20 protein-coding genes are annotated in these 25026 nt (G+C 70.7%); 18 read left to right on the top strand and 2 right to left on the bottom strand.

Features of this window, described 5'->3' with window-relative positions; all coding sequences use genetic code 11:
- The first annotated feature begins 10 nt into the window (after positions 1-10).
- The 6 genes from ftsZ (at position 11) to ABD831_RS19920 (ending at position 5167) form a co-directional block, all read left to right on the top strand.
- The gene (gene ftsZ / locus ABD831_RS19945; RefSeq protein WP_344950972.1) at positions 11-1315 is read left to right on the top strand and encodes a cell division protein FtsZ; all 1305 of its coding nucleotides are present in this window, start codon (positions 11-13) and stop codon (positions 1313-1315) included.
- A 100-nt stretch (positions 1316-1415) separates the two neighbouring features.
- Positions 1416-2162, top strand: a complete 747-nt coding sequence (gene pgeF, locus ABD831_RS19940; RefSeq protein WP_344950969.1) for a peptidoglycan editing factor PgeF — start codon at positions 1416-1418, stop codon at positions 2160-2162.
- Positions 2159-2896, top strand: a complete 738-nt coding sequence (locus tag ABD831_RS19935; protein ID WP_344950966.1) for a YggS family pyridoxal phosphate-dependent enzyme — start codon at positions 2159-2161, stop codon at positions 2894-2896. The genes pgeF and ABD831_RS19935 overlap by 4 nt, the downstream gene beginning before the upstream one ends.
- Positions 2897-2936: 40 nt before the next feature.
- On the top strand, positions 2937-3419 hold the full coding sequence (locus ABD831_RS19930) for a cell division protein SepF (protein WP_344950963.1): 483 nt from the start codon (positions 2937-2939) through the stop codon (positions 3417-3419).
- Positions 3420-3518: 99 nt separating this feature from the next.
- Positions 3519-3803 carry a YggT family protein gene (locus ABD831_RS19925; RefSeq protein WP_045193091.1) on the top strand — a complete coding sequence of 95 codons (285 nt, stop codon included), beginning with the start codon at positions 3519-3521 and terminating at the stop codon, positions 3801-3803.
- Between the two features lie 128 nt (positions 3804-3931).
- Positions 3932-5167 (top strand): DivIVA domain-containing protein, encoded by a 1236-nt coding sequence (locus ABD831_RS19920; protein WP_344950960.1) that lies wholly within the window; start codon positions 3932-3934, stop codon positions 5165-5167.
- 129 nt (positions 5168-5296) lie between these two features.
- On the opposite strand, the gene ABD831_RS19915 is transcribed toward ABD831_RS19920, so the two are convergent.
- Positions 5297-5776: a hypothetical protein gene (locus ABD831_RS19915; RefSeq protein WP_344950957.1), complete on the bottom strand. Its 480-nt coding sequence runs from the start codon at positions 5774-5776 to the stop codon at positions 5297-5299.
- Between the two features lie 82 nt (positions 5777-5858).
- Here ABD831_RS19915 and ABD831_RS19910 point away from each other — a divergent pair, with 82 nt between their 5' ends.
- The 8 genes from ABD831_RS19910 to ABD831_RS19875 all read left to right on the top strand — a co-directional run bounded on the left by ABD831_RS19910 (position 5859) and on the right by ABD831_RS19875 (position 19687).
- On the top strand, positions 5859-6380 hold the full coding sequence (locus ABD831_RS19910) for a TraR/DksA family transcriptional regulator (protein WP_344950954.1): 522 nt from the start codon (positions 5859-5861) through the stop codon (positions 6378-6380).
- Positions 6381-6451: 71 nt separating this feature from the next.
- A complete protein-coding gene (lspA, locus tag ABD831_RS19905; protein ID WP_344950951.1) occupies positions 6452-7165 on the top strand; it encodes a signal peptidase II in 714 nt (237 codons plus the stop codon).
- A complete protein-coding gene (locus ABD831_RS19900) occupies positions 7158-8090 on the top strand; it encodes an RluA family pseudouridine synthase (protein ID WP_142180175.1) in 933 nt (310 codons plus the stop codon). Before lspA ends, ABD831_RS19900 begins: the two co-directional genes overlap by 8 nt.
- 150 nt (positions 8091-8240) lie before the next feature.
- Positions 8241-11837 (top strand): DNA polymerase III subunit alpha, encoded by a 3597-nt coding sequence (gene dnaE, locus ABD831_RS19895; protein WP_344950946.1) that lies wholly within the window; start codon positions 8241-8243, stop codon positions 11835-11837.
- On the top strand, positions 11837-12952 hold the full coding sequence (locus ABD831_RS19890) for a winged helix DNA-binding domain-containing protein (protein ID WP_344950944.1): 1116 nt from the start codon (positions 11837-11839) through the stop codon (positions 12950-12952). The genes dnaE and ABD831_RS19890 overlap by 1 nt, the downstream gene beginning before the upstream one ends.
- A 71-nt stretch (positions 12953-13023) precedes the next feature.
- Positions 13024-13917, top strand: a complete 894-nt coding sequence (locus ABD831_RS19885; RefSeq protein ID WP_344950941.1) for a pseudouridine synthase — start codon at positions 13024-13026, stop codon at positions 13915-13917.
- Positions 13918-14061: 144 nt separating this feature from the next.
- Positions 14062-17487, top strand: coding sequence for an ExeM/NucH family extracellular endonuclease (locus ABD831_RS19880; RefSeq protein WP_344950938.1), 3426 nt, complete (start codon positions 14062-14064; stop codon positions 17485-17487).
- Between the two features lie 100 nt (positions 17488-17587).
- Complete coding sequence (locus tag ABD831_RS19875; protein ID WP_344950935.1) at positions 17588-19687, top strand: S9 family peptidase; 2100 nt, start codon at positions 17588-17590, stop codon at positions 19685-19687.
- A gap of 30 nt (positions 19688-19717) precedes the next feature.
- On the opposite strand, the gene ABD831_RS19870 is transcribed toward ABD831_RS19875, so the two are convergent.
- Positions 19718-20974 (bottom strand): endonuclease, encoded by a 1257-nt coding sequence (locus tag ABD831_RS19870; RefSeq protein ID WP_344950932.1) that lies wholly within the window; start codon positions 20972-20974, stop codon positions 19718-19720.
- 235 nt (positions 20975-21209) lie between these two features.
- Here ABD831_RS19870 and hisD point away from each other — a divergent pair, with 235 nt between their 5' ends.
- Genes hisD through hisH form a run of 4 tightly spaced genes read left to right on the top strand, consistent with a single transcriptional unit; the run spans position 21210 to position 25006 of the window.
- A complete protein-coding gene (hisD, locus tag ABD831_RS19865; RefSeq protein ID WP_344950929.1) occupies positions 21210-22577 on the top strand; it encodes a histidinol dehydrogenase in 1368 nt (455 codons plus the stop codon).
- Complete coding sequence (locus ABD831_RS19860; RefSeq protein ID WP_344950926.1) at positions 22574-23755, top strand: histidinol-phosphate transaminase; 1182 nt, start codon at positions 22574-22576, stop codon at positions 23753-23755. Before hisD ends, ABD831_RS19860 begins: the two co-directional genes overlap by 4 nt.
- Positions 23752-24351 (top strand): imidazoleglycerol-phosphate dehydratase HisB, encoded by a 600-nt coding sequence (hisB, locus tag ABD831_RS19855; RefSeq protein WP_142180182.1) that lies wholly within the window; start codon positions 23752-23754, stop codon positions 24349-24351. Before ABD831_RS19860 ends, hisB begins: the two co-directional genes overlap by 4 nt.
- Positions 24352-24367: 16 nt before the next feature.
- The gene (gene hisH, locus ABD831_RS19850) at positions 24368-25006 is read left to right on the top strand and encodes an imidazole glycerol phosphate synthase subunit HisH (RefSeq protein ID WP_344950922.1); all 639 of its coding nucleotides are present in this window, start codon (positions 24368-24370) and stop codon (positions 25004-25006) included.
- Positions 25007-25026: the final 20 nt, after the last annotated feature.

Here is a 25026-nt window from a genome sequence, read left to right as displayed (position 1 = left end):
GCCCACTCTCGTGGCAGCAGCACCGCAGAACTACTTGGCCGTCATCAAGGTCGTCGGCATCGGCGGCGGCGGCGTCAATGCGATCAACCGCATGATCGAGGTCGGCCTCAAGGGTGTCGAGTTCATCGCCATCAACACCGATGCCCAGGCACTGCTCATGAGCGACGCCGACGTCAAGCTCGACGTCGGTCGCGAGCTCACCCGCGGCCTCGGCGCCGGCGCCGACCCCGAGGTCGGCAAGAAGGCCGCCGAGGACCACGCCGAGGAGATCGAGGAGGTCCTCAAGGGGGCCGACATGGTCTTCGTCACGGCCGGTGAGGGCGGCGGCACGGGCACCGGTGGCGCGCCCGTCGTGGCCCGCATCGCCCGCCAGCTCGGCGCCCTGACGATCGGCGTCGTCACGCGCCCGTTCACCTTCGAGGGCCGTCGCCGCGCCAACCAGGCCGAGTCCGGCATCGGGAGCCTCCGCGAGGAGGTCGACACCCTGATCGTCATCCCCAACGACCGCCTCCTGTCGATCAGCGACCGCAACGTCTCGATGATGGACGCCTTCCGCTCGGCCGACCAGGTCCTGCTCTCAGGTGTCCAGGGCATCACCGACCTGATCACGACCCCCGGCCTGATCAACCTCGACTTCGCCGACGTGAAGTCGGTCATGCAGGGGGCCGGCTCGGCGCTGATGGGCATCGGCTCGGCACGCGGTGAGGATCGTGCCGTCCAGGCTGCCGAGCTGGCCATCAGCAGCCCGCTGCTCGAGGCGTCCATCGACGGCGCCCACGGCGTGCTGCTCTCCATCCAGGGTGGGTCCGACCTCGGTCTCTTCGAGATCAACGAGGCCGCGCGCCTCGTCCAGGAGGCCGCGCACCCCGAGGCCAACATCATCTTCGGTGCCGTCATCGACGATGCGCTCGGCGACGAGGTCCGCGTCACGGTCATCGCAGCCGGGTTCGACAGCGGCGGTCCCACCCAGCGCCACGACGACCGTGCGCTCGGGCAGGTCATGGGCCGTCCCCAGCAGGCCCAGCAGCAGCACCCGGTGTCGGCGGTGCCGCAGCAGTCGCAGCAGTCGCAGCAGCACCAGCCCAACGGGGTAGCCCAGCCGGCCTCGCAGCAGGTGCACCCGGCCCCGGTGCAGCACCAGCAGCAGCCCCAGCACCAGCAGGCGCAGCAGCTGCCGACCCAGCAGCCCTCTGCGGCGCCCGTCCACCAGCAGCAGCCGCAGCACCACGCCCCGGCTCCCGCGGCGCAGCAGCCGCCTCGCCAGGTGACGTTCGACGAGGGCGACGACCTCGACGTCCCGGACTTCCTCAAGTAGGTCCAGCTCCGAGTGCTCACTTCCTCACGCCTGCCGCTCCCGAGGCTCTGCATCGGGGTTGCCGCGTGGGGAAGTGAGCCCTCGACGTAGGTTGGGCACCGTGTTCTACTGGCGCACCAGCATCGTGAGCGACGGCGAGAGCCCCTCGGTCGACCTCGGCTTCACCGGCCGGTCGGCAGGACGGGGGAGCGGGCCGTATGCCGGACTCAACCTCGGAGGTCACGTCGGCGACGACCCCGCCGACGTCGAGGCCAACCGATCCGCCCTCGCCGGGGAGCTCGCGGTCCCTCGGGAACGATTGGTCCTCATGAACCAGGTGCACGGCGCCGACATCGTCGAGGTCGACGGTCCCTGGGTCGGAGACCCGCCGGCTGCCGACGGAATCATCACGCGCGCAACCGAACTCGCGCTCGCCGCGCTCGTCGCCGACTGCGTGCCCGTGCTGCTGCACGATGCGCGGGCCGGCGTCATCGGCGCGGTGCACGCCGGCCGTCCGGGGATGGTGGCCGGCGTCGTGGGGCGCGCGGTGTCGGCGATGCGCGACCTCGGTGCGACGTCGCTCTCCGCCACCGTCGGACCCTCGGTCTGCGGCCGGTGCTACGAGGTGCCGGTCCAGATGGCCGACGCCGCTGCGGCGATCGCCACGGCCTCCGCAGCGCGCTCGTGGACCGGCACCCCGGCGATCGACGTGTCGGCCGGGGTCGTCGAGCAGCTGGCGGCGGCCGATGTCGCGGTCCAGTGGGTTCCGGGCTGCACGCGCGAGAGCGGCGACCTCTACTCCTACCGTCGTGACGGCCGGACCGGCCGCTTCGTCGGCGTCGTCGCGCTCCGACGGGCCGATTCGTGAGTCCGGGCTCCGCGGAGACCGAAGCCCGCCTGGAACAGCTGCGCGACAACCTCGGGGGCGTCCATGCGCGCATCGCCAGGGGATGCGCCGAGGCCGGTCGCGACCCTGCAGGCGTCACCCTCGTCGTCGTCACGAAGTACTTCCCGGCCTCCGACGTCCTGCTGCTCCACCGCCTGGGCGTGCGCCACTTCGGCGAGAACCGCGACCAGGAGGCAGGCGAGAAGTTCCGCGAGGTGCGGCAGGCGCTGTCCGACGCCGGCCGGCCCGAGCTGACGCTGCACTTCATCGGACAGCTGCAGACCAACAAGGCAGCCCACGTCGCCGGCTATGCCGACGTCGTCGAGTCGGTCGACCGGGGCAAGCTCGTGACGGCCCTCGCCAAGGGGGCACACGCCGTCGACCGGCCTCTGCAGGTGCTGCTCCAGGTGAGCCTCGACGGGGCCACCACGCGGGGCGGCGTGCTGCCCGAGAACGCCCCGAGCCTCGCGGACGCCGTTGCGGCACAAGGACTTCTCGACCTCCGTGGAGTGATGGCCGTCGCGCCGCTGGGTGCCGACCCCGACGAGGCCTTCGCCCGCCTCCGGGAGGTCGCGGACGGCATACGTGCTCGGTACCCGCAGGCCGACTGGATCTCGGCGGGAATGAGTGGCGATCTCGAGGCCGGCCTGCGCCACGGTGCGACACACCTGCGTGTCGGCACCGCAATCCTCGGTTCACGCCCGTCACTTCTGTAACGTCGGCAGCGATCACAATCCGACGTTTTGGGAGTTGGCCATGGCAGGGGCACTGCGCAAGACGATGGTGTACCTCGGACTCAGCGAGGAGGACCAGCGTCACGACCGTTACGACGACTACGACGCGTACGACGAGTCCGACCGCTACGACGACGAGAGCGAGCACACCGCGGCCGTCACGCAGCTGCCGACGAAGCGTCCCGTGGCCGCCGTCGTGCGCGACGTCGAGGTCGGTTCGCTGAACCGCATCACCACCATCCACCCGCGCACCTACAACGAGGCCAAGAACATCGGCGAGTGGTTCCGCGACCAGGTGCCGGTCATCATGAACCTCAGTGACATGGACGACGCCGACGCCAAGCGCCTCGTCGACTTCGCGGCCGGCCTCGTGTTCGGCCTGCACGGGACCATCGAGCGAGTCACCTCCAAGGTGTTCCTCCTCTCGCCGGCCCACGTCGAGATCTCCGCCGACGAGCCCGAGACGCCCGCCGTCTCCACGCGCGGCTTCTTCAACCAGAGCTGAGCGTCCCGGTCCTGGGACGCGAGTGCGAAGCGAGGTCGCAGTGTCCTCGACCTGGACCCCGGTTCACACTCCTGCCCCCGAATCAGGGACACTGACGGCATGGACGCGTTCTGGACGATCTACGGGGTGGTGGTCTTCACCTTCTTCATCGCCCTCATCGGTCGCTTCGTCATCGACTGGGTACAGGTGCTGGCTCGGTCGTGGAGACCCTCCGGGGTCGTGCTCGTCCTGGCGGAGGCCGTCTACACCGTGACCGACCCGCCGTTGCGCGCCCTGCGCAAGGTGATCCCGTCACCGAACCTCGGTGGCGTCCGACTCGACCTCAGCTTCCTCGTCCTGATGTTGCTGACCTCTCTCGCTCTGAACGTGCCGAGCTTCTTCTGACCGATCTGCGGCCACTTCGTCCCGCGGACCACAGGTGACACACGCCGATCGGTGAGCATGGCTTTGGTTTGTGACCGGAACGTTAGATACCGTTGACCCGAACCATTACGTCTGTATCGAGGTGACACATGGCGCTTACGCCTGAACAGGTGCTCAACAAGCACTTCCAGACCACGCAGTTCCGTCGTGGCTACGAGGAGCGGGACGTTGACGATTTCCTGGACGAGATCGTGGCGGAGATGCGTTCGCTCATCGAGCAGCGTGACGACTACCTGAAGCAGCTCAACGACTGCCGCGCGAGCAAGAACCAGTCGGCGGTACGCGCCGACGGCCCGACGGCGGCCATGCCCGTCGTGGGTCGCCCCGGCGACGACGCGAAGCTCGGCGGGCTGACCGCGAAGATCCAGGACGCGGAGCGAGCCTTCAAGGCCGCCTCGGACCGTGCCGCCAAGGCCAAGGCCGACGCCGAGAACGCCGAGCGCGCCGCCAAGGAGCGCATCGAGCGCGCGAAGGCCGAGGCCGACCGCGCCGAGACCGCCGCCAAGTCTGCTGTGGACTCCCAGGCCCTCAACGACGCGCAGGCCAAGCTCAAAGGTCTCAACTCGCAGGTCGCCGACGCCGAGGCCAAGCTGACCAAGGCCCAGGAGAACGCCCGCGCCTCCGAGGAGCGCGCCGCCAAGGCCCAGGCCGACGCCGAGGCCGCAGCCGCCGAAGCGGCACGCCTGCGTGAGGACGCCGCCAAGGCCGCGAAGGCACCCGCAGCCGCACCGGTCGCGGCTGCTGCCGCGGCAGCCCCGGCCGGCAACGCGTCCAGCAACCTCGACGCCGCCGGCGTCATCGCCCTGGCGCAGCGGCTCCACGACGAGCACGTGGCTGCCGGTGAGAGCCGCCGCAACGAGCTCATCTCCGAGGCCGAGACCCGCCACCGCGAGATGATCGCGGCGGCCCAGGCCCGACACGACGAGCTCATCAACACCGGCCAGGGCCGGCACGACCAGGCGACGCAGGAGGCCGAGCAGATCGCCGCGGCCGCTGCGGCCCAGCGTGACCAGATGATCAACGAGGCCACCTCGCAGCGCGACCAGATGATCGCCGAGGCCACGACCAAGCGCGACGAGATGCTCACCGAGGCGCGTGAGCGCGCCACCGGCATGGTCGCCGAGGCCCAGCAGAAGAAGGCCGCCCTCCTCGAGGAGCTCGACAAGCAGAAGGGCCTGCTCGACCGGAAGATCGCCGAGCTGCGGGGCTTCGAGAAGAACTACCGCTCGAACCTCAAGTCCTACATCGAAGGTCAGCTCCACGACCTGGACTCGAGTGCCCAGGAGCCGGCGCACGCCGGCGCCGGAGACGGCAACCAGGGCTGAGTCCCACCTCGAACAGACGCGCGCAGGCCGCCCGGGAACCCTCCCGGGCGGCCTGCGTCGTCCTGAGTGGCGAACACTTTGCCCTCATGAGCGTTTCGCGTTTGTGCACGACCCGTGCGGGGCTTATTGTCAGCCCCACTTGTCAGCGTCGACGGCTTGAGCGACGGAGGGTCTGATGGCGGCGAAGAAGACGGCAGCGGCGACAACCGCGGCCCAGCGGTCAACCGCGAGCAGCACGACGGGGGCAGCCAGGAAGGCGGCACCCGCCACGAGGACGTCCGCCGCCAAGGCCGCGCCTGCCAAGAAGACGTCCGCTGCGAAGGCGGCGCCCGCGAAGAAGACGTCCGCCACGAAGGCCGCGCCCGCGAAGAAGACGTCCGCCACGAAGGCCGCGCCCGCGAAGAAGACGTCCGCCACGAAGGCCGCGCCCGCGAAGAAGACGTCCGCCACGAAGGCCGCGCCTGCCAAGAAGACGTCCGCCACCAAGGCCGCGCCCGCGAAGAAGACGTCCGCCACGAAGGCCGCGCCCGCGAAGAAGACGTCCGCCACGAAGGCCGCGCCTGCCAAGGCCGCGCCCGCCAAGAAGGCCCCCGCAACGAAGCGGACCACCACCCCTCAGACCACCCCAGCCGGTGCCGCCAGCGCGAAGACCGCTGCCAAGGCCCCGGCGACCCGAACCAAGAAGGCACCAGTGACGACGAGCTCCACCGCAGGATCCCGGACGGGCACCACCAAGCCGACCGCCAAGTCCACGGCCAAGACCGCCTCCAAGACCACCGCCAAGGCAGCGAGCAGCCGCCCCAACGCGCGCAAGCTCGCCGAGCAGCTGCGGGTGAAGGACGACGAGAGCCCCTGGAGCGAGGACGAGATCAGCGAGGTGCGCGGTGTGCTCCTCGAGGAGATCGAGCAGCACCGGGACGAGCTGAAGCTGGCCGAGGACGAGCTCGACGACCTCCTGCGGGCCTCGGGCGACGGCTCCGGTGACGACCAGGCCGACGCCGGCGCGAAGACGGCCGAGCGCGAGCACGAGATCTCGGTGGCCGCGAACGCGCGCGCGAGCCTGCGTCAGGCCGAGCACGCCCTCGAGCAGCTCGACGCCGGGACCTACGGCATCTGCGAGAACTGCGGCAACCCGATCGGCAAGCTTCGACTTCAGGCCCGTCCTCGTGCGACCCTGTGCATGACATGCCAGGAGAAGCAGGACCGCCACTGACCCCCGAACACGCCACGTCGACCCCCCGAGCGGGGGTCGACGGCGCGTCCACGACTACACCGACCGAGGCCGTGAGCTCGACACCCGCCGAGGACCGACCCAGGACCGACCGTCGCAAACGGCTCTTCGTCGTTCTCGGCGTCGTCGCCGTCCTCGCCTACCTCAGCGACCAGCTGACCAAGATGGTCGCCCTCGATGTCCTCGCCGACGGTGAGCCGCGCCCGTTCGTCGGCGAGCTCATCCGCTTCAAGCTCATCGGCAACCCGGGAGCGGCCCTGTCGCTCGGTGCCAGCAACACGTGGGTCATGACGGGCATCGCCCTGGCGGTCCTCGTCGCCATCATCGTCGTGGCACGTCAGCTGGGGTCGCGGGCGTGGGCGATCGCCCTCGGCCTGCTGCTCGGCGCCGCGATCGGCAACCTCACCGACCGGTTCGTCCGGCCGCCGGGTGGGGGCCAGGGGCACGTGGTCGACTTCATCGACTACAACCGCTGGTTCATCGGCAACGTCGCCGACATCTGGATCGTCTCGGCAGCGGGGCTCATCGTGATCCTCGCGCTGCTCGGGATCGGGGTCGACGGCCGCCGTGACCACGGCCGTGGTGCGGCGGCGCCGGCCGGCGAGACGATCCCCCGCGACGCCCCTGATGACACCACTGACGACACCACTGACGACACGACCAACACCTCCAGGAACGGCGAGACGGACATGACGCGACAGACCGACAGGGCGCCCGAGGCGTCCGACCCGCGTGACTCGCGCCGTCCGGGGGGCGAGCGTGCCTGACGTGCGCACCGTGCTCGTGCCCGACGGCCTGGAGGGTGAGCGCGTCGACGCCGGCGTGGCCCGGCTCTTCGGCGTCTCGCGAACCAAGGCCGCCGACCTCGCCGCCGACGGCCACGTCGTGCTCGACGGCAAGTCCGTGGCCAAGTCGGAGCGGCTCTCGGCCGGCTCGATGCTCGAGGTGTCGCTGCCGCGGCCCGAGGAGAGCCCGAGCCTGCAGGTCATCGCCCAGCCCGTTCCGGGCATGTCGATCGTCCACGACGACGACGACATCGTCGTCGTCGACAAGCCCGTCGGGGTGGCCGCCCACCCCAGCGTGGGATGGAGCGGGCCCGACGTCGTGTCCGGTCTCGCCGCCGCCGGCTACCGCATCTCCACCTCGGGCGCTCCTGAGCGCCAGGGCATCGTGAGTCGGCTCGATGTCGGCACGTCGGGTCTCATGGTCGTGGCCAAGAGCGAGTACGCCTACTCCCACCTCAAGCAGGCCTTCCGCAGTCGCACGGTCGACAAGACGTACCACGCGCTCGTGCAGGGCCTCCCCGACCCGGTCGTGGGGACGGTCGACGCGCCCATCGGCCGCCACCCCGGGCACGACTACAAGTTCGCCGTGATGAAGAGCGGCAAGCCGTCGGTCACGCACTACGAGGTCATCGAGGCCTTCCGTCACGCGAGCCTGCTCGACATCCACCTGGAGACTGGCCGGACCCACCAGATCCGCGTGCACTTCGCGGCGCTGCACCACCCGTGCTGCGGCGACCTGACCTACGGGGCCGACCCGAAGCTCGCGGCCCGGCTGAAGCTCGAGCGGCAGTGGCTGCACGCGGTGGGCCTGGGCTTCGAGCATCCCGGCACGGGGGAGTACGTCCACTTCGAGAGCCCCTATCCCGAGGACCTGCAGCGGTCTCTCGACATCGTCGCGACCTTCTGAGTCCCTGACCTTCCACCTCACGGTGAAGGTTGATGGCGTATGCCGTCCGGCCGCCCCGGGCGGTCCGTGGGCGGCGCGTCGGCGGGGGCGGGCGACACCCGGTCCCGACACGCCGAGGAGTGTCCGCGGGGAGGCTTAGACTCGTCCACGATGTCGACCGAAGCCGCCCCGCGAAACGACCCGAACTTCGTGCACCTCCACGTGCACACGGAGTACTCCATGCTGGACGGGGCGGCGCGTATCGGCGACCTCTTCAGCGAGGCGGCGCGGATGGGCATGCCGGCCCTCGCGACGACCGACCACGGCTACGTCTTCGGTGCCTACGAGTTCTGGAAGAAGGCCCAGGGCACGGGGGTCAAGCCGATCATCGGCGTCGAGGCCTACATCACGCCGGGCACCGACCGCACGGACCGCACCAAGGTCAGCTGGGGCGACGGCGGTCGCGACGACGTCTCCGGCAGTGGCGCCTACACCCACATGACGATGCTCGCCCAGAACAACGAGGGCATGCACAACCTCTTCCGGATGACGTCCATCGCCTCGCTGGACCAGGTCTACACGAAGTGGCCACGCATCGACCGTGACCTGCTATCGACCTACGGCAAGGGCCTCATCGTCACGACCGGCTGCCCGTCGAGCGAGATCCAGACCAAGCTGCGCTTCGGGATGTACGACGAGGCCCGCGAGGTGGCGGCGGAGCTGCGCGACATCTTCGGCAACGAGAACGTCTACGTCGAGCTGATGGACCACGGCCTCGACATCGAGCGGCGCACGCAGAAGGACCTCATCCGGCTCGCGCGCGACCTCAAGCTGCCGCTCGTCGCGACCAACGACCTGCACTACACGAGGGCCGAGGACGCCAAGGCGCACGCGGCCCTGCTCTGCGTCCAGTCCGGCTCGACGCTGATGGACCCCAACCGGTTCAAGTTCGACGCCGACGACTTCTACCTCAAGTCCGCCCAGGAGATGCGTCACCTGTGGCGCGAGCTGCCGGAGGCGTGCGACAACACCCTGCTCATCGCCGAGCGGTGCGAGGTCTCCTTCACCGAGGGGGAGGGGCGCTACATGCCCCGGTTCCCCTGCCCCGAGGGCGAGGACGAGACGTCGTGGTTCATCAAGGAGGTCGAGACCGGCCTCCAGCGCCGCTTCCCGGCAGGGGTGCCGGACTACGCCCGCAAGCAGGCGGCCTTCGAGGAGGACGTCATCGTCTCCAAGGGCTACCCGGGCTACTTCCTCGTCGTCGCCGACTTCATCAACTGGGCCAAGCGCAACGGCATCCGTGTCGGGCCCGGCCGTGGCTCGGGTGCCGGCTCCATGTGCGCCTACGCCATGGGCATCACCGACCTCGACCCGGTGCCGCACGGTCTCATCTTCGAGCGGTTCCTCAACCCCGAGCGCATGTCGATGCCCGACTTCGACGTCGACTTCGACGAGCGCCGGCGCGGTGAGGTCATCCGCTACGTCACGGAGAAGTACGGCGAGGAACGGGTCGCCCAGATCGTCACCTACGGCACGATCAAGGCCAAGCAGGCCCTCAAGGACGCGAGCCGCGTCCTCGGCCACCCCTTCGCGATGGGTGAGAAGCTCACCAAGGCGATGCCGCCCGACGTCATGGGCAAGGGCATGCCGCTCGCCGACGTCTTCAAGCCTGACTCCAAGCGCTACAACGAGGCCGCCGACTTCCGCGTCGTCCACGACGAGGACCCGCAGGCGCAGGAGGTCGTGGCGACGGCGCTCGGCCTCGAGGGCCTGAAGCGTCAGTGGGGGGTGCACGCAGCCGGCGTCATCATGAGCAGCGAGCCCCTCGTCGACGTCATCCCGATCATGCGTCGTCTCCAGGACGGCCAGATCATCACCCAGTTCGACTACCCCAGCTGCGAGTCGCTGGGCCTGGTCAAGATGGACTTCCTCGGCCTGCGCAACCTGACGATCCTCGATGACGCCATCGAGAACATCAAGCTCAACCGGGACGAGGACATCGACCTCGACGAGCTGTCCAAGACCCTCGACGACCGCGCCACCTACGAGCTGCTCGGTCGCGGCGACACGCTCGGGGTCTTCCAGCTCGACGGCGGCGGCATGCGCTCGCTGCTGCGCCTCATGCAGCCCGACAACTTCGAGGACATCTCGGCCGCCCTCGCGCTCTACCGGCCGGGCCCGATGGGCGTCAACGCGCACACGAACTTCGCGCTGCGCAAGAACGGCAAGCAGGCGCTCACCCCGCTCGACCCGAAGCTGGAGGGCAAGCTCCAGCCCGAGATGGTCCAGGCGCTCGACCCCATCCTCGGGATGACCTACGGCCTGGTCATCTACCAGGAGCAGGTCATGGAGGTCGCCCAGAAGCTGGCCGGCTACACGCTCGGCAACGCCGACCTGCTGCGCCGCGCCATGGGCAAGAAGAAGAAGGAGGTGCTCGACGCCGAGTACGTCCCCTTCTCCACCGGCATGAAGGCCCAGGGCTTCAACGAGGCCTCGGTCAAGGCGCTCTGGGACGTCCTCGTCCCGTTCTCGGACTACGCGTTCAACAAGGCGCACACGGCGGCCTACGGCCTCGTGTCGTACTGGACGGGCTACCTCAAGGCGAACTACCCCGCCGAGTACATGGCGGCCCTGCTGACGAGCGTGCGTGACGACAAGGACAAGTCGGCGCTGTACCTCAACGAGTGCCGGCACATGGGCATCAAGGTGCTGCCGCCGGACGTCAACGAGTCGATCGCCAACTTCGCGGCCGTCGGCACCGACATCCGCTTCGGGCTCGCCGCGATCCGCAACGTCGGGCTGCCCGTCGTGCAGGCCATCATCAAGGCGCGCGAGGACAAGGGCGCCTTCGCCTCCTTCAAGGACTTCCTCTCCAAGGTGCCCGCTGTCGTGTGCAACAAGCGCACCATCGAGTCGCTCATCAAGGGCGGGGCGTTCGACTCGCTCGGCGAGAGCCGCCGCGGCATGGTCGAGGTCCACGAGCGCTACATCGACGCGCTCGTCGAGGTCAAGAAGCAGGAGGCCATCGGCCAGGACAGCCTCTTCGGCAGCTTCGGTGACGACACCGGCGACGCCGGCGCTGCCGGTGGCCCGGGGGCGTTCGACGGCCTGCCGCCGGTGCCGACGCTCGAGTGGGACAAGGCCAGCCTGCTCTCGTTCGAGCGCGAGATGCTCGGCCTCTACGTCAGCGACCACCCGCTCTTCGGCATCGAGCACATCCTGGCCACGCATGCCGACACCTCGATCGCCTCGCTCATGGGCGACGACCCGAAGGCGGACGGCACCCCCGTCACCGTCGCGGGGCTCATCACGAGCCTGCAGCTCAAGCGCACGAAGAAGGGCGACCTCTGGGCCATCGCCACCGTCGAGGACCTCGACGGCGCCATCGAGTGCCTCTTCTTCCCGTCGGCCTACATGACCTACTCGACGATGCTGGCGCAGGACACGGTGTGCGCGGTCAAGGGACGCATCAGCGCCCGCGACGACTCCATCTCGATCTTCGCCCAGGAGCTCACGATCCCCGACATCAAGGAGGGCCCCCGGGGCCCGGTCGTGCTGACGCTGCCGCTCGGGCGGGCGACGCCCGCTGTGGCCGAGAGCCTCAAGCGGGTGCTGGGCGAGCACCCCGGAGCCACGGAGGTGCAGGTCAAGCTGACCCAGCCGGGGCGGTCGGTGCTCATGTCGCTGGACGACTCGCTCCGCGTCACCGCCACGTCCGCCCTCTTCGGCGACCTCAAGGCGCTGCTCGGTCCGTCCTGCCTCAGCTGATGCGCGAGGGGGACCGCCGGCGGATGCGCCGGACGCGGATGGCCGCGCTCGGCCTGACGCCCCGCCTCGATGCCGACGGCCCGGTGTCCGCGCTCGACGTGGCACGCGAGCTGGGGGCGCTCCAGGCCCAGGACTACGCGAGCGGCGCGTGGTCCCTCGGCGTGCGCTCGGGACTGACCCTGGCCGAGGTCGAGCAGGCCGTGCACGACCGCGAGGTCGTGCGCACGTGGCCGATGCGGGGCACGATCCACTGGGTGCCGGCCGAGGACGCGCGCTGGATGTGCGAGCTGCTGGCGGCGCCCCGCAGCACGACGCTCGCCACCCGGTTCGCCCAGCTCGGGATCACCGAGGCCGACGTCGAGCTGTCCGGCAGGCTGTTCGAGGAGCACCTGCGCGAGCCCAGGAGCCGGCCCGACGTGGCGGCCCTGCTCGTCGAGCACGGCATCGACCCGACCGACCAGCGCAACTATCACCTCATCGGTCACCACTGCATGAGCGGCCTCATCTGCCAGGGGCCGCTCATCGGCAAGCAGCCGAGCTTCGTGCTCATCGACGCGTGGGTTCCCCACTCCCTCAAGCCTTCCCGCGAGGAGGGCCTCGCAACCGTGGCCGAGCGCTACGTGCGCAGCCATGGACCGGTCACCGACAAGGACCTCGCCGGCTGGATGCTCAAGCCGCTCGGCCTGACCCGTGAGGCGCTGGCCCTCGTCGAGGACCGCCTCGTGCGGGAGCAGGTCGACGGGCAGACCTGGCTGACCCACGTGGCGGCGCGCGACGTGCCCGACGGCCCCAGCGGAGTGCACCTGCTCCCGCAGTGGGACGAGTTCCTCCTCGGCTACAAGTCGCGCGACGTGACGTTGCCGCCCGAGCACTTCGCCGCCGTCGTCCCCGGGCGCAACATGGTCTTCAAGCCGACGCTCGTCATCGACGGCCAGGTCGCCGGCACGTGGCGTCGCGTGCAGAAGCGCGCTCACGTGGTGCTGGAGGTGCAGCCCTTTGCCGAGCTCTCCGTCCGGCGGTGGGACGAGGTGGGTCGCGCTGCCGCGGCCTACGGTGCGTTCCTCGGCACCGAGGCCGAGGTCGTCCGCGTCGGGCCGGCCGGCAGGGACTCCTGAGAGTGGTCCGCGGTTCGATCCCACCCTCGCCGCTGCCCCCGCGCCACGGCGTCGACGCGCAACGCTTCCGTATGCCGCAGGCCGGCCCCTGGGCGACCCTGCGCGACCATCTCGTCGAGCGGCTCTCGCCCGGCTTGGACACTGACGAGGTCGACCGGATGCTCGCGGCCGGGGAGTTCGTCGACGGCTCGGGGTGGCCCGTGCCGGCCGATGCGCCCTTCGTGCCGCAGTCGGCGGTCTGGGCCCACCGCGACCTGCCGGCCGAGGTGTCGCATCCCGAGGACCCCGTCGTCCTGCACCGCGACGAGCGGATCGTCGTCGTGGACAAGCCGCACGACATGGCGACGATGCCGCGGGGGCAGCACGTCGTGCAGAGCGCCCTGGCGCGCGCCCGCGTCGCGACGGGGGAGGCGCGTCTGACCCCGGCCCACCGCCTGGACCGGCCCACGGCCGGGGTCCTCATGTTCACCACCGAGCAGCGGTGGCGCGGTGCCTACCAGCGGGTCTTCGCCGAGGGCCTCGCCCACAAGGAGTACCTCGCAGTGGCGCCGGTGCGCCGGGACCTCGAGCTCCCCGTGCTCCGGCACACGCACCTGGTCAAGGAGCACGGCACCCACCAGGCCCGTGAGGTCTCCGGTGCCGAGCCGAACGCCGAGACGCTCGTCGAGCTGCTCGACACCGCACCCGGTGCCGGACCGGCGGGAGAGCCGCTCGGCCTCTACCGCCTGACCCCTCGCACCGGTCGCACCCACCAGCTGCGCTGCCAGCTCCACGGTCTCGGGATCCCGATCCTCGACGACCCGCTCTACCCCGTCGAGCGCCAGGTGCCGCCGGGTGACTTCGGCTCGCCGCTCCAGCTCCTCGCGGCGGTGCTGGCCTTCGACGACCCTGTCGACGGGACGCCGCGACGGTTCGTCACGCAGCGACGGCTGGCCCGCTGGCCGGGCAGGTGGCCGCTGGCCTGAGGGCCGAGGACGTGTGGTGACCGCGATGTCGCGACGTCTCCGCTCGTTCAGCAGTGCGTCGTCATCTCGACGCGCGAGACGTCCCACCCCGGTCTAGGGTGACCCGCAGACCGCGCGTAGGAGCCGGTCCCAGGGAGGAAACACATGCGTCAGTCTCGTCCTGCCCTGCGCCGGGTCGCCGCGGTCACCACCGCTGCGCTCGCCGTGGGCATCACCCCTTTCGTCGCGGCCGCACCGGCCTCCGCGGCAGCCCCCTCGGAGCTGTTCATCAGCGAGTACGTCGAGGGTCTGAGCAACAACAAGGCGCTCGAGATCTACAACGGCACCGGCGCCGCCGTCGACCTCGCTGCAGCGGGCTACAACATCCAGGTCTTCACGAACGGCAGCCCCACCGGGGGGTCCCCGATCGCCCTGACGGGCTCCGTCGCCAACGGCGACGCGTACGTCCTGGCCAACAGCAGCAGCACCAACGACCCGGTGCTGCGCGCGGCAGCAGACCAGTTCAGCGGCTCGGTGACCTACAACGGCAACGACGCAGTCGCGCTCCGCAAGGGCACCACGGTGCTCGACGTCATCGGGCAGATCGGCACCGACCCCGGTGCCGCCGGTTGGGGCGCGGACCCGACCAACACGACGGACAACACGATCAGGCGCAAGTCGTCGGTCGTCGCTGGTGACCCCGACGGCTCCGACGCCTTCGACCCCGCCGTGCAGTGGGACGGCTTCGCCGTCAACACCTTCGACGGTCTCGGTAGCCACACCGTCGACGGCGGCCCCGCGACCGACGTCGCCCCCGGCGTCACCTCCACCACCCCGGCCGACGGTGCCTCGAGCGTCGCGGTCGACGCGAGCCCGACCGTCACCTTCTCGGAGCCCGTCGATGCCGCTGCTGGGGCGTTCACGATCTCGTGCTCGCTCTCGGGCGCCAAGACCCTCGCGGTCACCGGCGGACCGACGACCTTCACCCTGAACCCGTCCGCGGACTTCAGCCTCGGAGACGCGTGCACCCTCACGGTCGCGGCGTCGGGCATCACCGACAAGGACGCCGTCGACCCCCCCGACAGCCCCGCCAGCGACGTCGTCGTGCACTTCTCGGTCCCGGCGGCCAACCCCTGCGAGGTCACGGCTACCCCCGTGCCGGCGATCCAGGGCAGCGGCGACACCGCCGCCATCACGGGCAGCGTCACGACGCGAGGCGTCGTCGTCGGCGACTACGAGGGCCCCTCGCCGGCCCTGCGCGGCTTCTTCATCCAGGACCCGGAGGGCGACGGCAACCCCGCCACGTCCGACGGCATCTTCGTCTTCGAGGGCAGCAACGCCGACAGCGTCGCGCTCGGTGACCTCGTCACGGTGCGAGGCAACGCGGGCGAGAACCAGGGCCAGACCCAGGTCAGCGCCAGCAGCATCACGGTGTGCGGCACCGGCTCGGTCGCCCCGACCGAGGTGCGCTTCCCTGTGGCCAGTGGCACGGCTCTGGAGCGCTACGAGGGCATGCTCGTGACGCTCCCGCAGGCCATGTCGGTGACGGAGCACTTCCAGCTCGGCCGTTTCGGCCAGGTCACGCTCTCGCAGGGCGGGCGCCTCGAGCAGCCGACCAACGTCGTCGCCCCGGGTGCCGACGCGGCCGCGCTGCAGGCCTCGAACAACCTGCGCAAGCTCATCCTCGACGACACCACGCAGGCCCAGAACGTCGACCCGATCGTCTTCGGGCGTGGCGGGAAGCCCCTCACGGCGGACAACACGCTTCGGGGAGGCGACACCGTCACCGGGCTCACGGGCGTGCTGAACTACACGTGGGGCGGCAATGCCTCGAGTGCCAACGCCTACCGCATCCGACCGGTCTCGCCGACGGCCACGGTCGACTTCCAGCCGACCAACCCGCGGCCGACGAGCCCGCCCGCCGTCGGGGGTGACACCCGCGTCGTCGGGATGAACCTGCTCAACTTCTTCACCACGCTCGACACGTCCGGCAACAACTGCCGCGGCGGGCTCACCGGGGCGGTCATGGACTGCCGCGGCGCCAACACGGCGACGGAGTTCGACCGCCAGTGGCGCAAGACGGTCGCCGCCGTCTCGGGCACGCAGGCCGACGTCGTCGCCTTCATGGAGATGGAGAACGACGGCTACGGCGCCGACAGCGCCGAGCAGTTCCTCGTCAGCAAGCTCAACGCCAAGGACGGCGCCGGCACGTGGGCGTTCATCGACGCCGATGCCCTCACGGGGCAGACAGACGCTCTCGGCAACGACGCGATCAAGGTCGGCATGCTCTACAAGCCGTCCGCCGTGACACCCGTCGGCACGACGGCCGCGCTCAACTCCGTCGACTTCGTCAACGGCGGCGACTCCGGCCCGCGCAACCGTCCCTCGCTCGCCCAGGCGTTCCGCGACAACACGACGGGTGGCACGTTCGTCGCCGTCGCGAACCACCTGAAGAGCAAGGGCAGCGCGTGCGTCACCCCCGACGCCGGCGACGGCCAGGGCAACTGCACCGCGGTGCGCGTCCGGTCGGCGCAGCTGCTCGCCGACTGGCTCGCCGGCGACCCGACGGGCACGGGTGACCCCGACGTCCTCATCCTCGGCGACATGAACTCCTACGCCAAGGAGGACCCGATCACCACGCTCGAGAAGGCGGGCTACGCCAACCTCATCGAGCAGCGCAACGGGCGCGAGGCATACTCCTACGCCTTCGACGGGCAGTGGGGCTACCTCGACCACGCACTCGGCTCCGCATCGATCGACAGCCAGGTGACGGGGGTCGGCGACTGGCACGTCAACGCCGACGAGCCCTCGATCCTCGACTACAACACCGAGTTCAAGACGTCGGCACAGGTCACGAGTCTCTACGCGCCGGACCAGTTCCGGATCTCGGACCACGACCCGGTGCTCGTGGGGCTGAACCTGACGAACTCCGCACCGGTCGTGGGCGCCGTCACCGGACCGTCGACGGCCACCTCGGTGGGCACGCCGGTCACGGTGTCGGCTCCCTTCACGGACGCCGACCCGCTCGACACGCACACGGCGACCATCGGGTGGGGTGACGGCAGCACCTCCGCCGGCACCGTGACCGGTGGCACCGTCAGCGGGAGCCATGTCTACTCCGCCGCGGGCGTCTACACCGTCACGGTGACGGTCACCGACCAGTGGGGCAACGCCGGCACCGGCGCGACGACCGTGGTCGTCTTTGACCGCGCCGCCGGGTTCCTCACGGGCGGAGGCTGGTTCAGCTCGCCCAAGGGCGCCGTGGTCGGCGCTCCGTCGGCGAGCGGCAAGGCGGAGTTCTCCGTGTCGGCGAAGTACGCGACAGGCGCGAGTCGTCCGGACGGCTCGCTCACGCTGACGACGCCGGGCCTGACCCTCGCCTCCACGGGGCTCGACTGGCTCGTCGTCACCGGTGACACCGCCCGCCTCGCGGGCTCTGCGACCGTCGGCGGCGCGTCCGGCTACCGCTTCGAGCTGACGGCCACCGACGCCGCGACCGACACGCTGCGCGTCGTCGTCCGTGACGGTTCGGGCGCCGTCGTCTACGACAGCGGCACGCAGCCCGTCCACGGGCAGGTCAGGCTCCACTGACCGGTTCCTGACCTGCAGCACGGGCCGGCGGCCGGTGGGGTGATCACCCCACCGGCCGCCGGTCCGTCTGCCCCCCGACCGGGTCCGTAGACTGCGCGGAATGCAGCAGCCCCCGACCGCCCGGCGTGACCCGAGCACCCGCGAGCACCACGGTGACCGCTTCGAGGACCCCTACGCGTGGATGGCCGACCGCGACTCGGAGGAGCTGCGCGAGCTGCTCGTCGCCGAGAACGCGTACGCGACCGAGCGCACCGAGCACCTGCGTCCGCTCGCCGAGCAGGTCTTCGAGGAGTTCCGCTCGCGCATCGAGGAGACGGACCTCTCGGTGCCGGTGCGACACGACCGCTGGTGGTACTACTCGCGCACCGTCGAGGGCGAGCAGTACGCCGTCGAGGCGCGGGTGCGGGTCGCCGACCATCCCGATCGTCCGACCCTAGACGGAGGACGCCCACCCGCGGGTGAACAGGTCCTCCTCGACCAGAACGTGGAGGGCCGGGACCACGAGTTCTTCGCCGTCGGGGCCAGCGAGGTGTCGCCGTCGGGCGAGCTGCTGGCGTATGCCGTGGACGTCGTCGGCGACGAACGCTACGACGTGTTCGTGCGCCGAATCGAGAACGCCTCGGTCCTCGACGACACCGTGCGGCAGACCGGCGGCTCGCTCGCGTGGTCGCTCGACGCGCGCTTCTTCTTCTACACCCGCGTCGACGAGGCCTGGCGCCCCCACCAGGTCTGGCGTCACGAGGTGGGCACGCCGGCCACCTCCGACGTGCTCGTGCACGAGGAGACCGACGAGCGCTTCTTCGTCGGCGTTGGCAGCTCTCGCGACGACCGGTTCGTCCTCATCGCGATCGGGTCCAAGACCACGAGCGAGTTCCGGCTCCTCGACGCCGGCGACCCCTTGGGCACGCCACACGTCGTGGCCGAGCGGCGCCAGGGCGTCGAGTACGACATCGAGCCCTTCGGCGACCAGCTGCTCGTGACGCACAACGCGAACCGGGTCAACTTCGAGCTCGCGATCGCCCCGGTGTCCTGCACCTCGGCCGACGAGTGGGTGCCGCTGGGGGTCACGACCGAGGACGAGTACGTCACCGGCGCAGAAGGTTTCGACGACTTCATCGCGGTGTCCCTCAGGCGTGAGGGCGGCACCGGGGTGCGGGTGGTCCTCCGGGACCCGACTGCCCCGAACGGCCTCGGTGAGGCCCACGACGTCGCCGTCGGAGAGCCGATCGGGACGTTGCACGTCGGCGTCAACCCCGAGGCGTCCACCCCGACCCTGCAGGTCGTCCACGAGTCGCTCGTCACGCCTCGCACGGTCGAGGACTACGACGTGCATTCGCGCACCTTCACTCTGCTCAAGCAGCAGCACGTGCGCGGCGACGTCGACCTGTCCCAGTACCGCCAGCGGCGCGAGTGGGCCACCGCCGCCGACGGCACGCGCATCCCGATCTCGATCGTGCACCGTCACGACGTCCTCCCGGACGGCACCGCGCCCGGGCTGCTCAACGCCTACGGCGCCTACGGGATCTCGAGCGACCCGTGGTTCTCGGTGCTGCGCCTCTCGCTCCTCGACCGGGGCTGGGTCTTTGCCATCGCCCACGTGCGAGGAGGGTCGGAGATGGGCCGGTCGTGGTACGACGACGGCAAGCTCGGGGCCAAGCCCAACACGTTCACGGACTTCGTCGCCTGCGCCGAGCACCTGGTGGCGTCCCGTGTGGTGGCTCCGAACCGGCTTGCCGCAGAGGGCGGCTCGGCCGGTGGTCTCCTCATGGGCGCTGTCGTCAACCTCGCGCCCGAGCGCTTCCGCTTCGTCCATGCCCAAGTGCCCTTCGTCGACGCGCTGACGACGGTCCTCGACCCGAGCCTGCCGCTGACGGTCCTCGAGTGGGAGGAGTGGGGCAACCCCCTCGAGGACGCCACGGCATACGCCCTCATCAAGTCCTACACGCCGTACGAGAACGTGCGGCCGACCCGACACCCCAGCCTGCTCGTCACGGCGGGGCTCGACGACACCCGCGTCTACGTCACCGAGCCGGCGAAGTGGGTCGCGGCACTGCGGCACGCCGACCTCGAGGTGGCCGACCCGGCCCAGATCCTCTTCCGGACCGAGATGGCGGCCGGTCACGGCGGCCGCTCGGGACGCTACGACCTCTGGCGTCAGTGGGCCTGGGAGACGGCCGTGCTCATCGACCAGACGTCGTGATCACGGCCGCCGCCCTGCGGTGTCGGCCGGTCAGGAACCGTAGATCGCGGTGACCCACTCCGGGTGGTCGACGAACGGGTTCCGGTTGTGCTGCCACGTGTCGAAGATGACCTGGTTGCGGCGCTTCTCGAACGCGTCCGGCGGGTCCTGCAGGTTCCACTGCCTGAGCACCGAGATCTTCCCGATGGCCGGTGCGGACGCGTTGGCCACCTGGTTGTTCGGCTCGAGGTCGGCGAAGCCGTCGCCGCCGTCCCAGCGGACCGCCATGTAGAAGATCATCCGGGCGACGTCGCCCTTGACGGCGTTGCGCGGCTCGAAGGAGTCGGCGTCGCCCAGGCAGCCGGTGCACTGGGAGATGGCCGAGCCGCCGAGGTCGAAGTCGAGGTTGCCGCGCGCGGAGTTGACGGTGACGTCCTCGGGACGCAGGTGGTGCACGTCGGTGCCCGGGCCGTTGACCGTGCCGAAGTCACCGTGGCTCTTGGCCCAGACGTGCTCGCGGTTCCACTGGTCGACGCCGCCACCGTTGTCGGACTTGGCGATCGAGCGTCCCGAGTAGACCTCGATGACGTTGTTGGTGTTGTTCGGGTCCTGGTCGGTGTCCTTCAGCGCCGTCCAGACCTGGTCGTAGGTCAGGGTGGTGACGCCGCTCGAGGTGATCCGGTGCAGCTCGGTGTGGAGCGCCGAGCCGGTCTTGCCGACGGCCGACGCGTAGTAGGTCGAGTCGTAGGGGCTCGTCGTGCCGGTCGGGCTCGGGCTCGTCGTCGTGCTCGTCGGGCTGGTCGTCGTGGTCGTCGTCGCCGAGCCGCTGAAGGCGAAGGCGCTCGTCGACGTCATGCCGGGGTGCGAGAAGTACGCCGACAGCGCACCGGTGACGTCGATCTGGCGGCCCATCAGTGACGGGTTGCTCTGCAGGCCCCATGCCGAGCGGAAGGCGGCCGGGATCTGGACGTAGAGCATCTTGCTCGTCGACGTCTCGGACGTGGAGTCGGCGACGGCGAGCGCGTAGTCGTTGGGGAAGCCCGACCGGACGACGGTGCTGGTGGCCGTGGGCTGGCCGACGACGTAGCCGCGGACGGTGGCACTCTGGCCGGTCTGCGACGCGATGGCCTGCGAGACCGTGAGCGGGGCGGCCGCGGCGAGCGCCGGCGCGACGGCAACGCGGGGTAGCGGCAGCGTGGTGGCCGGCGAGCCGGCGGCGCTGGTGAGCGCGAGACTCGGCGGGACGAGGGCGATCGCAAGGCCGGTGATGACGGCCGCGATGCGACGCCGGGGGATGACGACGGGCACAGGTTCTCCTGTCGGGCGGGGGAGTCGGGTGGGTTCAGACACCCACCGCCGGGTCGGGCGGTGGCCACACCGAGCGTGGCGGAGCGCCCCTCGACGCCGGGTCAGTCGTTGGTCTGACCTTTGTCAGCGCCGCGCCAAGATTCGGCAGGCCCGCCGCCGGCCAGGGCGCGCACCGAGTGCCGCACGCTGAGACCGTGGTCCTCGCTCCATCCGGCGCCTCCTAGACTTGTGACCCATGATGTCCTCCCTCGACCTGCGCGGCCGCACGCTCGACGTGCGCTTCCTGCGCCGGGCCCTTCCCCGAGCCGAGTTCGACGTCACGGCCGCCCTCGAGCAGGTGCGGCCGATCTGCGAGGACGTCGAGCATCGTGGAGCTGAGGCGCTGCGCGACCTCGGCGAACGATTCGACGGTGTCCGTCCCACGCACCTGCGGGTGCCGCGTGCCGTCCTGCAGTCCGCCCTCGACCAGCTCGACCCCGACCTGCGTGCGGCACTGGACGAGTCGATCCGCCGCGCCCGCATCGTGCACGCCGACCAGCGCCGCACCGACACGACGACCCAGGTCGTGCCCGGCGGCACCGTCACGGAGCGCTGGGTGCCCGTCGACCGTGTCGGCCTCTACGTGCCCGGCGGCCTCGCCGTCTACCCGAGCAGCGTCATCATGAACGTCGTGCCGGCCCAGCTGGCCGAGGTCGGCTCGCTCGCCGTCGCGTCCCCGCCGCAGCGTGAGAACGTCGGTGAGTTCGCGGGGTACCCGAACCCGACCATCCTCGCCGCGTGCGCGCTCCTCGGCGTCGACGAGGTGTATGCCGTCGGTGGCGCCCAGGCGGTCGCGATGTTCGCGCACGGCTTCGTCGACGACGACCCGCAGTGGGGCGATGTCGACGGCGAGCCGGTCGTCTGCGACCCGGTGTCGCTCGTCACCGGTCCCGGCAACATCTGGGTCGTCGCCGCCAAGCGCCTCCTCAAGGGGCTCATCGGCATCGACGCCGAGGCCGGCCCCACCGAGATCGCGATCCTCGCGGACGACTCCGCCGACCCCGACCACGTCGCGGCCGACCTCGTCAGCCAGGCGGAGCACGACCCGCTCGCGGCCTCGGTGCTCGTCACCGACAGCGAGGAGCTCGCCGAGCAGACTCGGCGTGCCCTGGCCCGTCGCGTCCCTGCGACGAAGCACGCCGAGCGCGTCACCGAGGCGCTCGAGGGCACGCAGTCGCGCATCGTCCTCGTCGACGACGTCGACGCCGGCCTCGATGTCGTCAACGCGTATGCCGCCGAGCACCTCGAGATCCAGACCCGTGACGCCGCCGAGGTCGCCGCTCGCGTGCGCAACGCCGGCGCCGTCTTCGTGGGGCCTCACAGCCCGGTCAGCCTGGGGGACTACGCCGCCGGGTCCAACCACGTGCTGCCGACGGCAGGGTGCGCGTGCCACAGCAGTGGTCTGTCGGTGCAGTCGTTCCTCCGCGGCATCCACGTCGTCGACTACGACGAGCCCGCCCTGCGCGGGGTCGCCCGGCACGTCGTGACGCTCGCCCAGGCCGAGGACCTCCCGGCCCACGGCGAGGCCGTGACGGCGCGTTTCGGCGACGAGGTGCCCCGGTGACGGACGCCTCGACCCAGCGGCCGGGCGCGGCCGACGAGGTCCAGCGGTTGATCCGTCCCGACCTGCGCGGTCGCACGCCCTACGGCGCGCCACAGCTCGACGTGCCGGTGCGTCTCAACACCAACGAGAACTCCTACCCGGTGCCGCAGGTCGTCGTCGACGCCGTGCTCGTGGCGCTCGCCGACGACGTGGCCTCGCTCAACCGCTACCCCGACCGCGAGTTCACCGACCTGCGCAAGGCGCTGACGGCATACCTCGAGAAGCAGTCGGGGGTGTCGGTGACGCCCGAACAGGTCTGGGCTGGCAACGGCTCCAACGAGGTGCTCTCGCACATCGTGCAGGCCTTCGGCGGCCACGGCCGGGTCGCACTCGGCTTCACCCCGAGCTACTCGATGCACCCGATCATCAGCGAGACGCACGGCATGACGTGGGTCGACGGGCTCCGTTCCGCCGCCACCGAACCCGACGCGTTCGACCTGACGGCGGAGTCGGCCGTGGCGCAGGCGCGAGAGCACGACCCGTCCATCGTCTTCCTCTGCTCGCCGAACAACCCGACCGGTACGGCGCTGCCGTTCGACGTGATCGGTGCGGTGCTCGAGGCTGCCCCCAACGCGATCGTCGTCGTCGACGAGGCGTATGCCGAGTTCGCCCGTCCCGGAACGCGGTCCGCGCTGACGCTCCTTGCCGATCACCCACGTCTCGTCGTGACCCGCACCATGAGCAAGGCCTTCGCCTTCGCCGGCGGGCGGCTCGGCTACCTCGTGGCGGCACCCGAGCTCGTCGACGCGCTGCGGCTGGTCCGGCTGCCCTATCACCTGAGCAGCCCGACCCAGACGATCGCCCGGATCGCCCTCGAGCACGCGGACGTCATGCTCGGCACGGTCGAGGTCATCAAGCACCAGCGCGACCGCATCGTCGAGCGGCTCGCCGAGCTCGGCGCGCGCCCCGTCGCGAGCGACAGCAACTTCGTCCTCTTCGGCGGCCTCCGTGACGAGAAGGCCACCTGGCAGGCCCTGCTCGACGCGGGCGTCCTGGTCCGCGACATGGGCATCGCCCACCACCTTCGCGTCACCGCGGGTGACCCCGATGAGACGACCGCCTTCCTCGAGGCCATGACCCGTCTCGCACCCACGCACGTGCTCGCCCCCAGCGCCGACCGGCAGGAGCCCCCCGCATGAGCCGCACCGCCAAGATCACCCGCTCGACCTCCGAGTCGTCCGTCGAGCTGTGGCTCGACCTCGACGGCACGGGCACGTCGGACGTCTCCACCGGCGTGCCGTTCTACGACCACATGCTGCACTCGCTGAGCAAGCACTCGCTCATCGACCTCACCGTCAAGGCCACGGGCGACGTCGACGTCGACGTGCACCACACGGTCGAGGACACCGCGATCGTGCTCGGGCAGGCGGTGCGCGAGGCGCTGGGCGACAAGTCCGGCATCTCCCGGTTCGGCGACGCCACCGTCCCGCTCGACGAGGCCCTGTGCCACGCGGTGGTCGACGTCGCAGGGCGACCGTACGTCGTGCACGAGGGTGAGCCCGAGGGCCAGCAGTACGCCCTCATCGGTGGGCACTTCACCGGCTCGATGACCCGCCACGTGCTCGAGTCCTTCGCCTACAACGCCGGACTCTGCCTGCACGTGCGCGTGCTCGCCGGCCGCGACCCCCACCACATCGTCGAGGCCCAGTTCAAGGCCGTCGCCCGCGCGCTGCGTGCCGCCGTCGCCCCGGACCCGCGCGTCGTCGGGGTCCCGAGCGCCAAGGGAGCGCTCTGACGATGGAGGCGCCTCGATGAGTGCCGATGTCGTCGTCCTCGACTACGGCAGCGGCAACGTCCGCTCGGCCGTGCGTGCGCTCGAGCGCGTCGGTGCCACGGTCACCCTGACGTCCGACCCGCACCACGCCCTCGAGTGCGACGGGCTGTTCGTGCCGGGGGTCGGCAACTTCCACGCCTGCATGGCCGGACTCGCCGCTGCGCACGGGCCACGCATCATCGGCCGGCGGATCAGCGGCGGCCGGGCCGTCCTCGGGGTCTGCGTCGGGATGCAGGTGCTCTTCGACGGATCGAGCGAGCCCTCCGAGCACCCGCTCGAGGGACTCGGCGAGTGGCCCGGCACGGTCGAGCGGCTCCCCGCCGACGTCGTGCCGCACATGGGCTGGTCCGAGGTCGAGGTCGCCGACGGATCCACCTTGTTCGCCGGTGTCGAGCGGGAGCGTTTCTACTTCGTCCACTCGTATGCCGTGCAGGAGTGGACGCTCGAGGCCACCGGCGCCTTCGCCCGCGTGGCACCTCGCGTCACGTGGGCGCGTCACGGTGCGAAGTTCGTCGCCGCGGTCGAGAATGGGCCCCTGAGCGCGACCCAGTTCCACCCCGAGAAGTCCGGCGACGCCGGGCTGCAGCTGCTCGAGAACTGGGTCCGCAGCCTGTGACCGTGCCGGACCCCACCGCC

This window comes from Terrabacter ginsenosidimutans (assembly GCF_039539425.1).
In the GTDB taxonomy this organism is placed as follows: domain Bacteria; phylum Actinomycetota; class Actinomycetes; order Actinomycetales; family Dermatophilaceae; genus Terrabacter; species Terrabacter ginsenosidimutans.
Note: the sequence above shows the minus strand (reverse complement) of the source record. Positions and strands in the feature narration are given on the sequence as shown.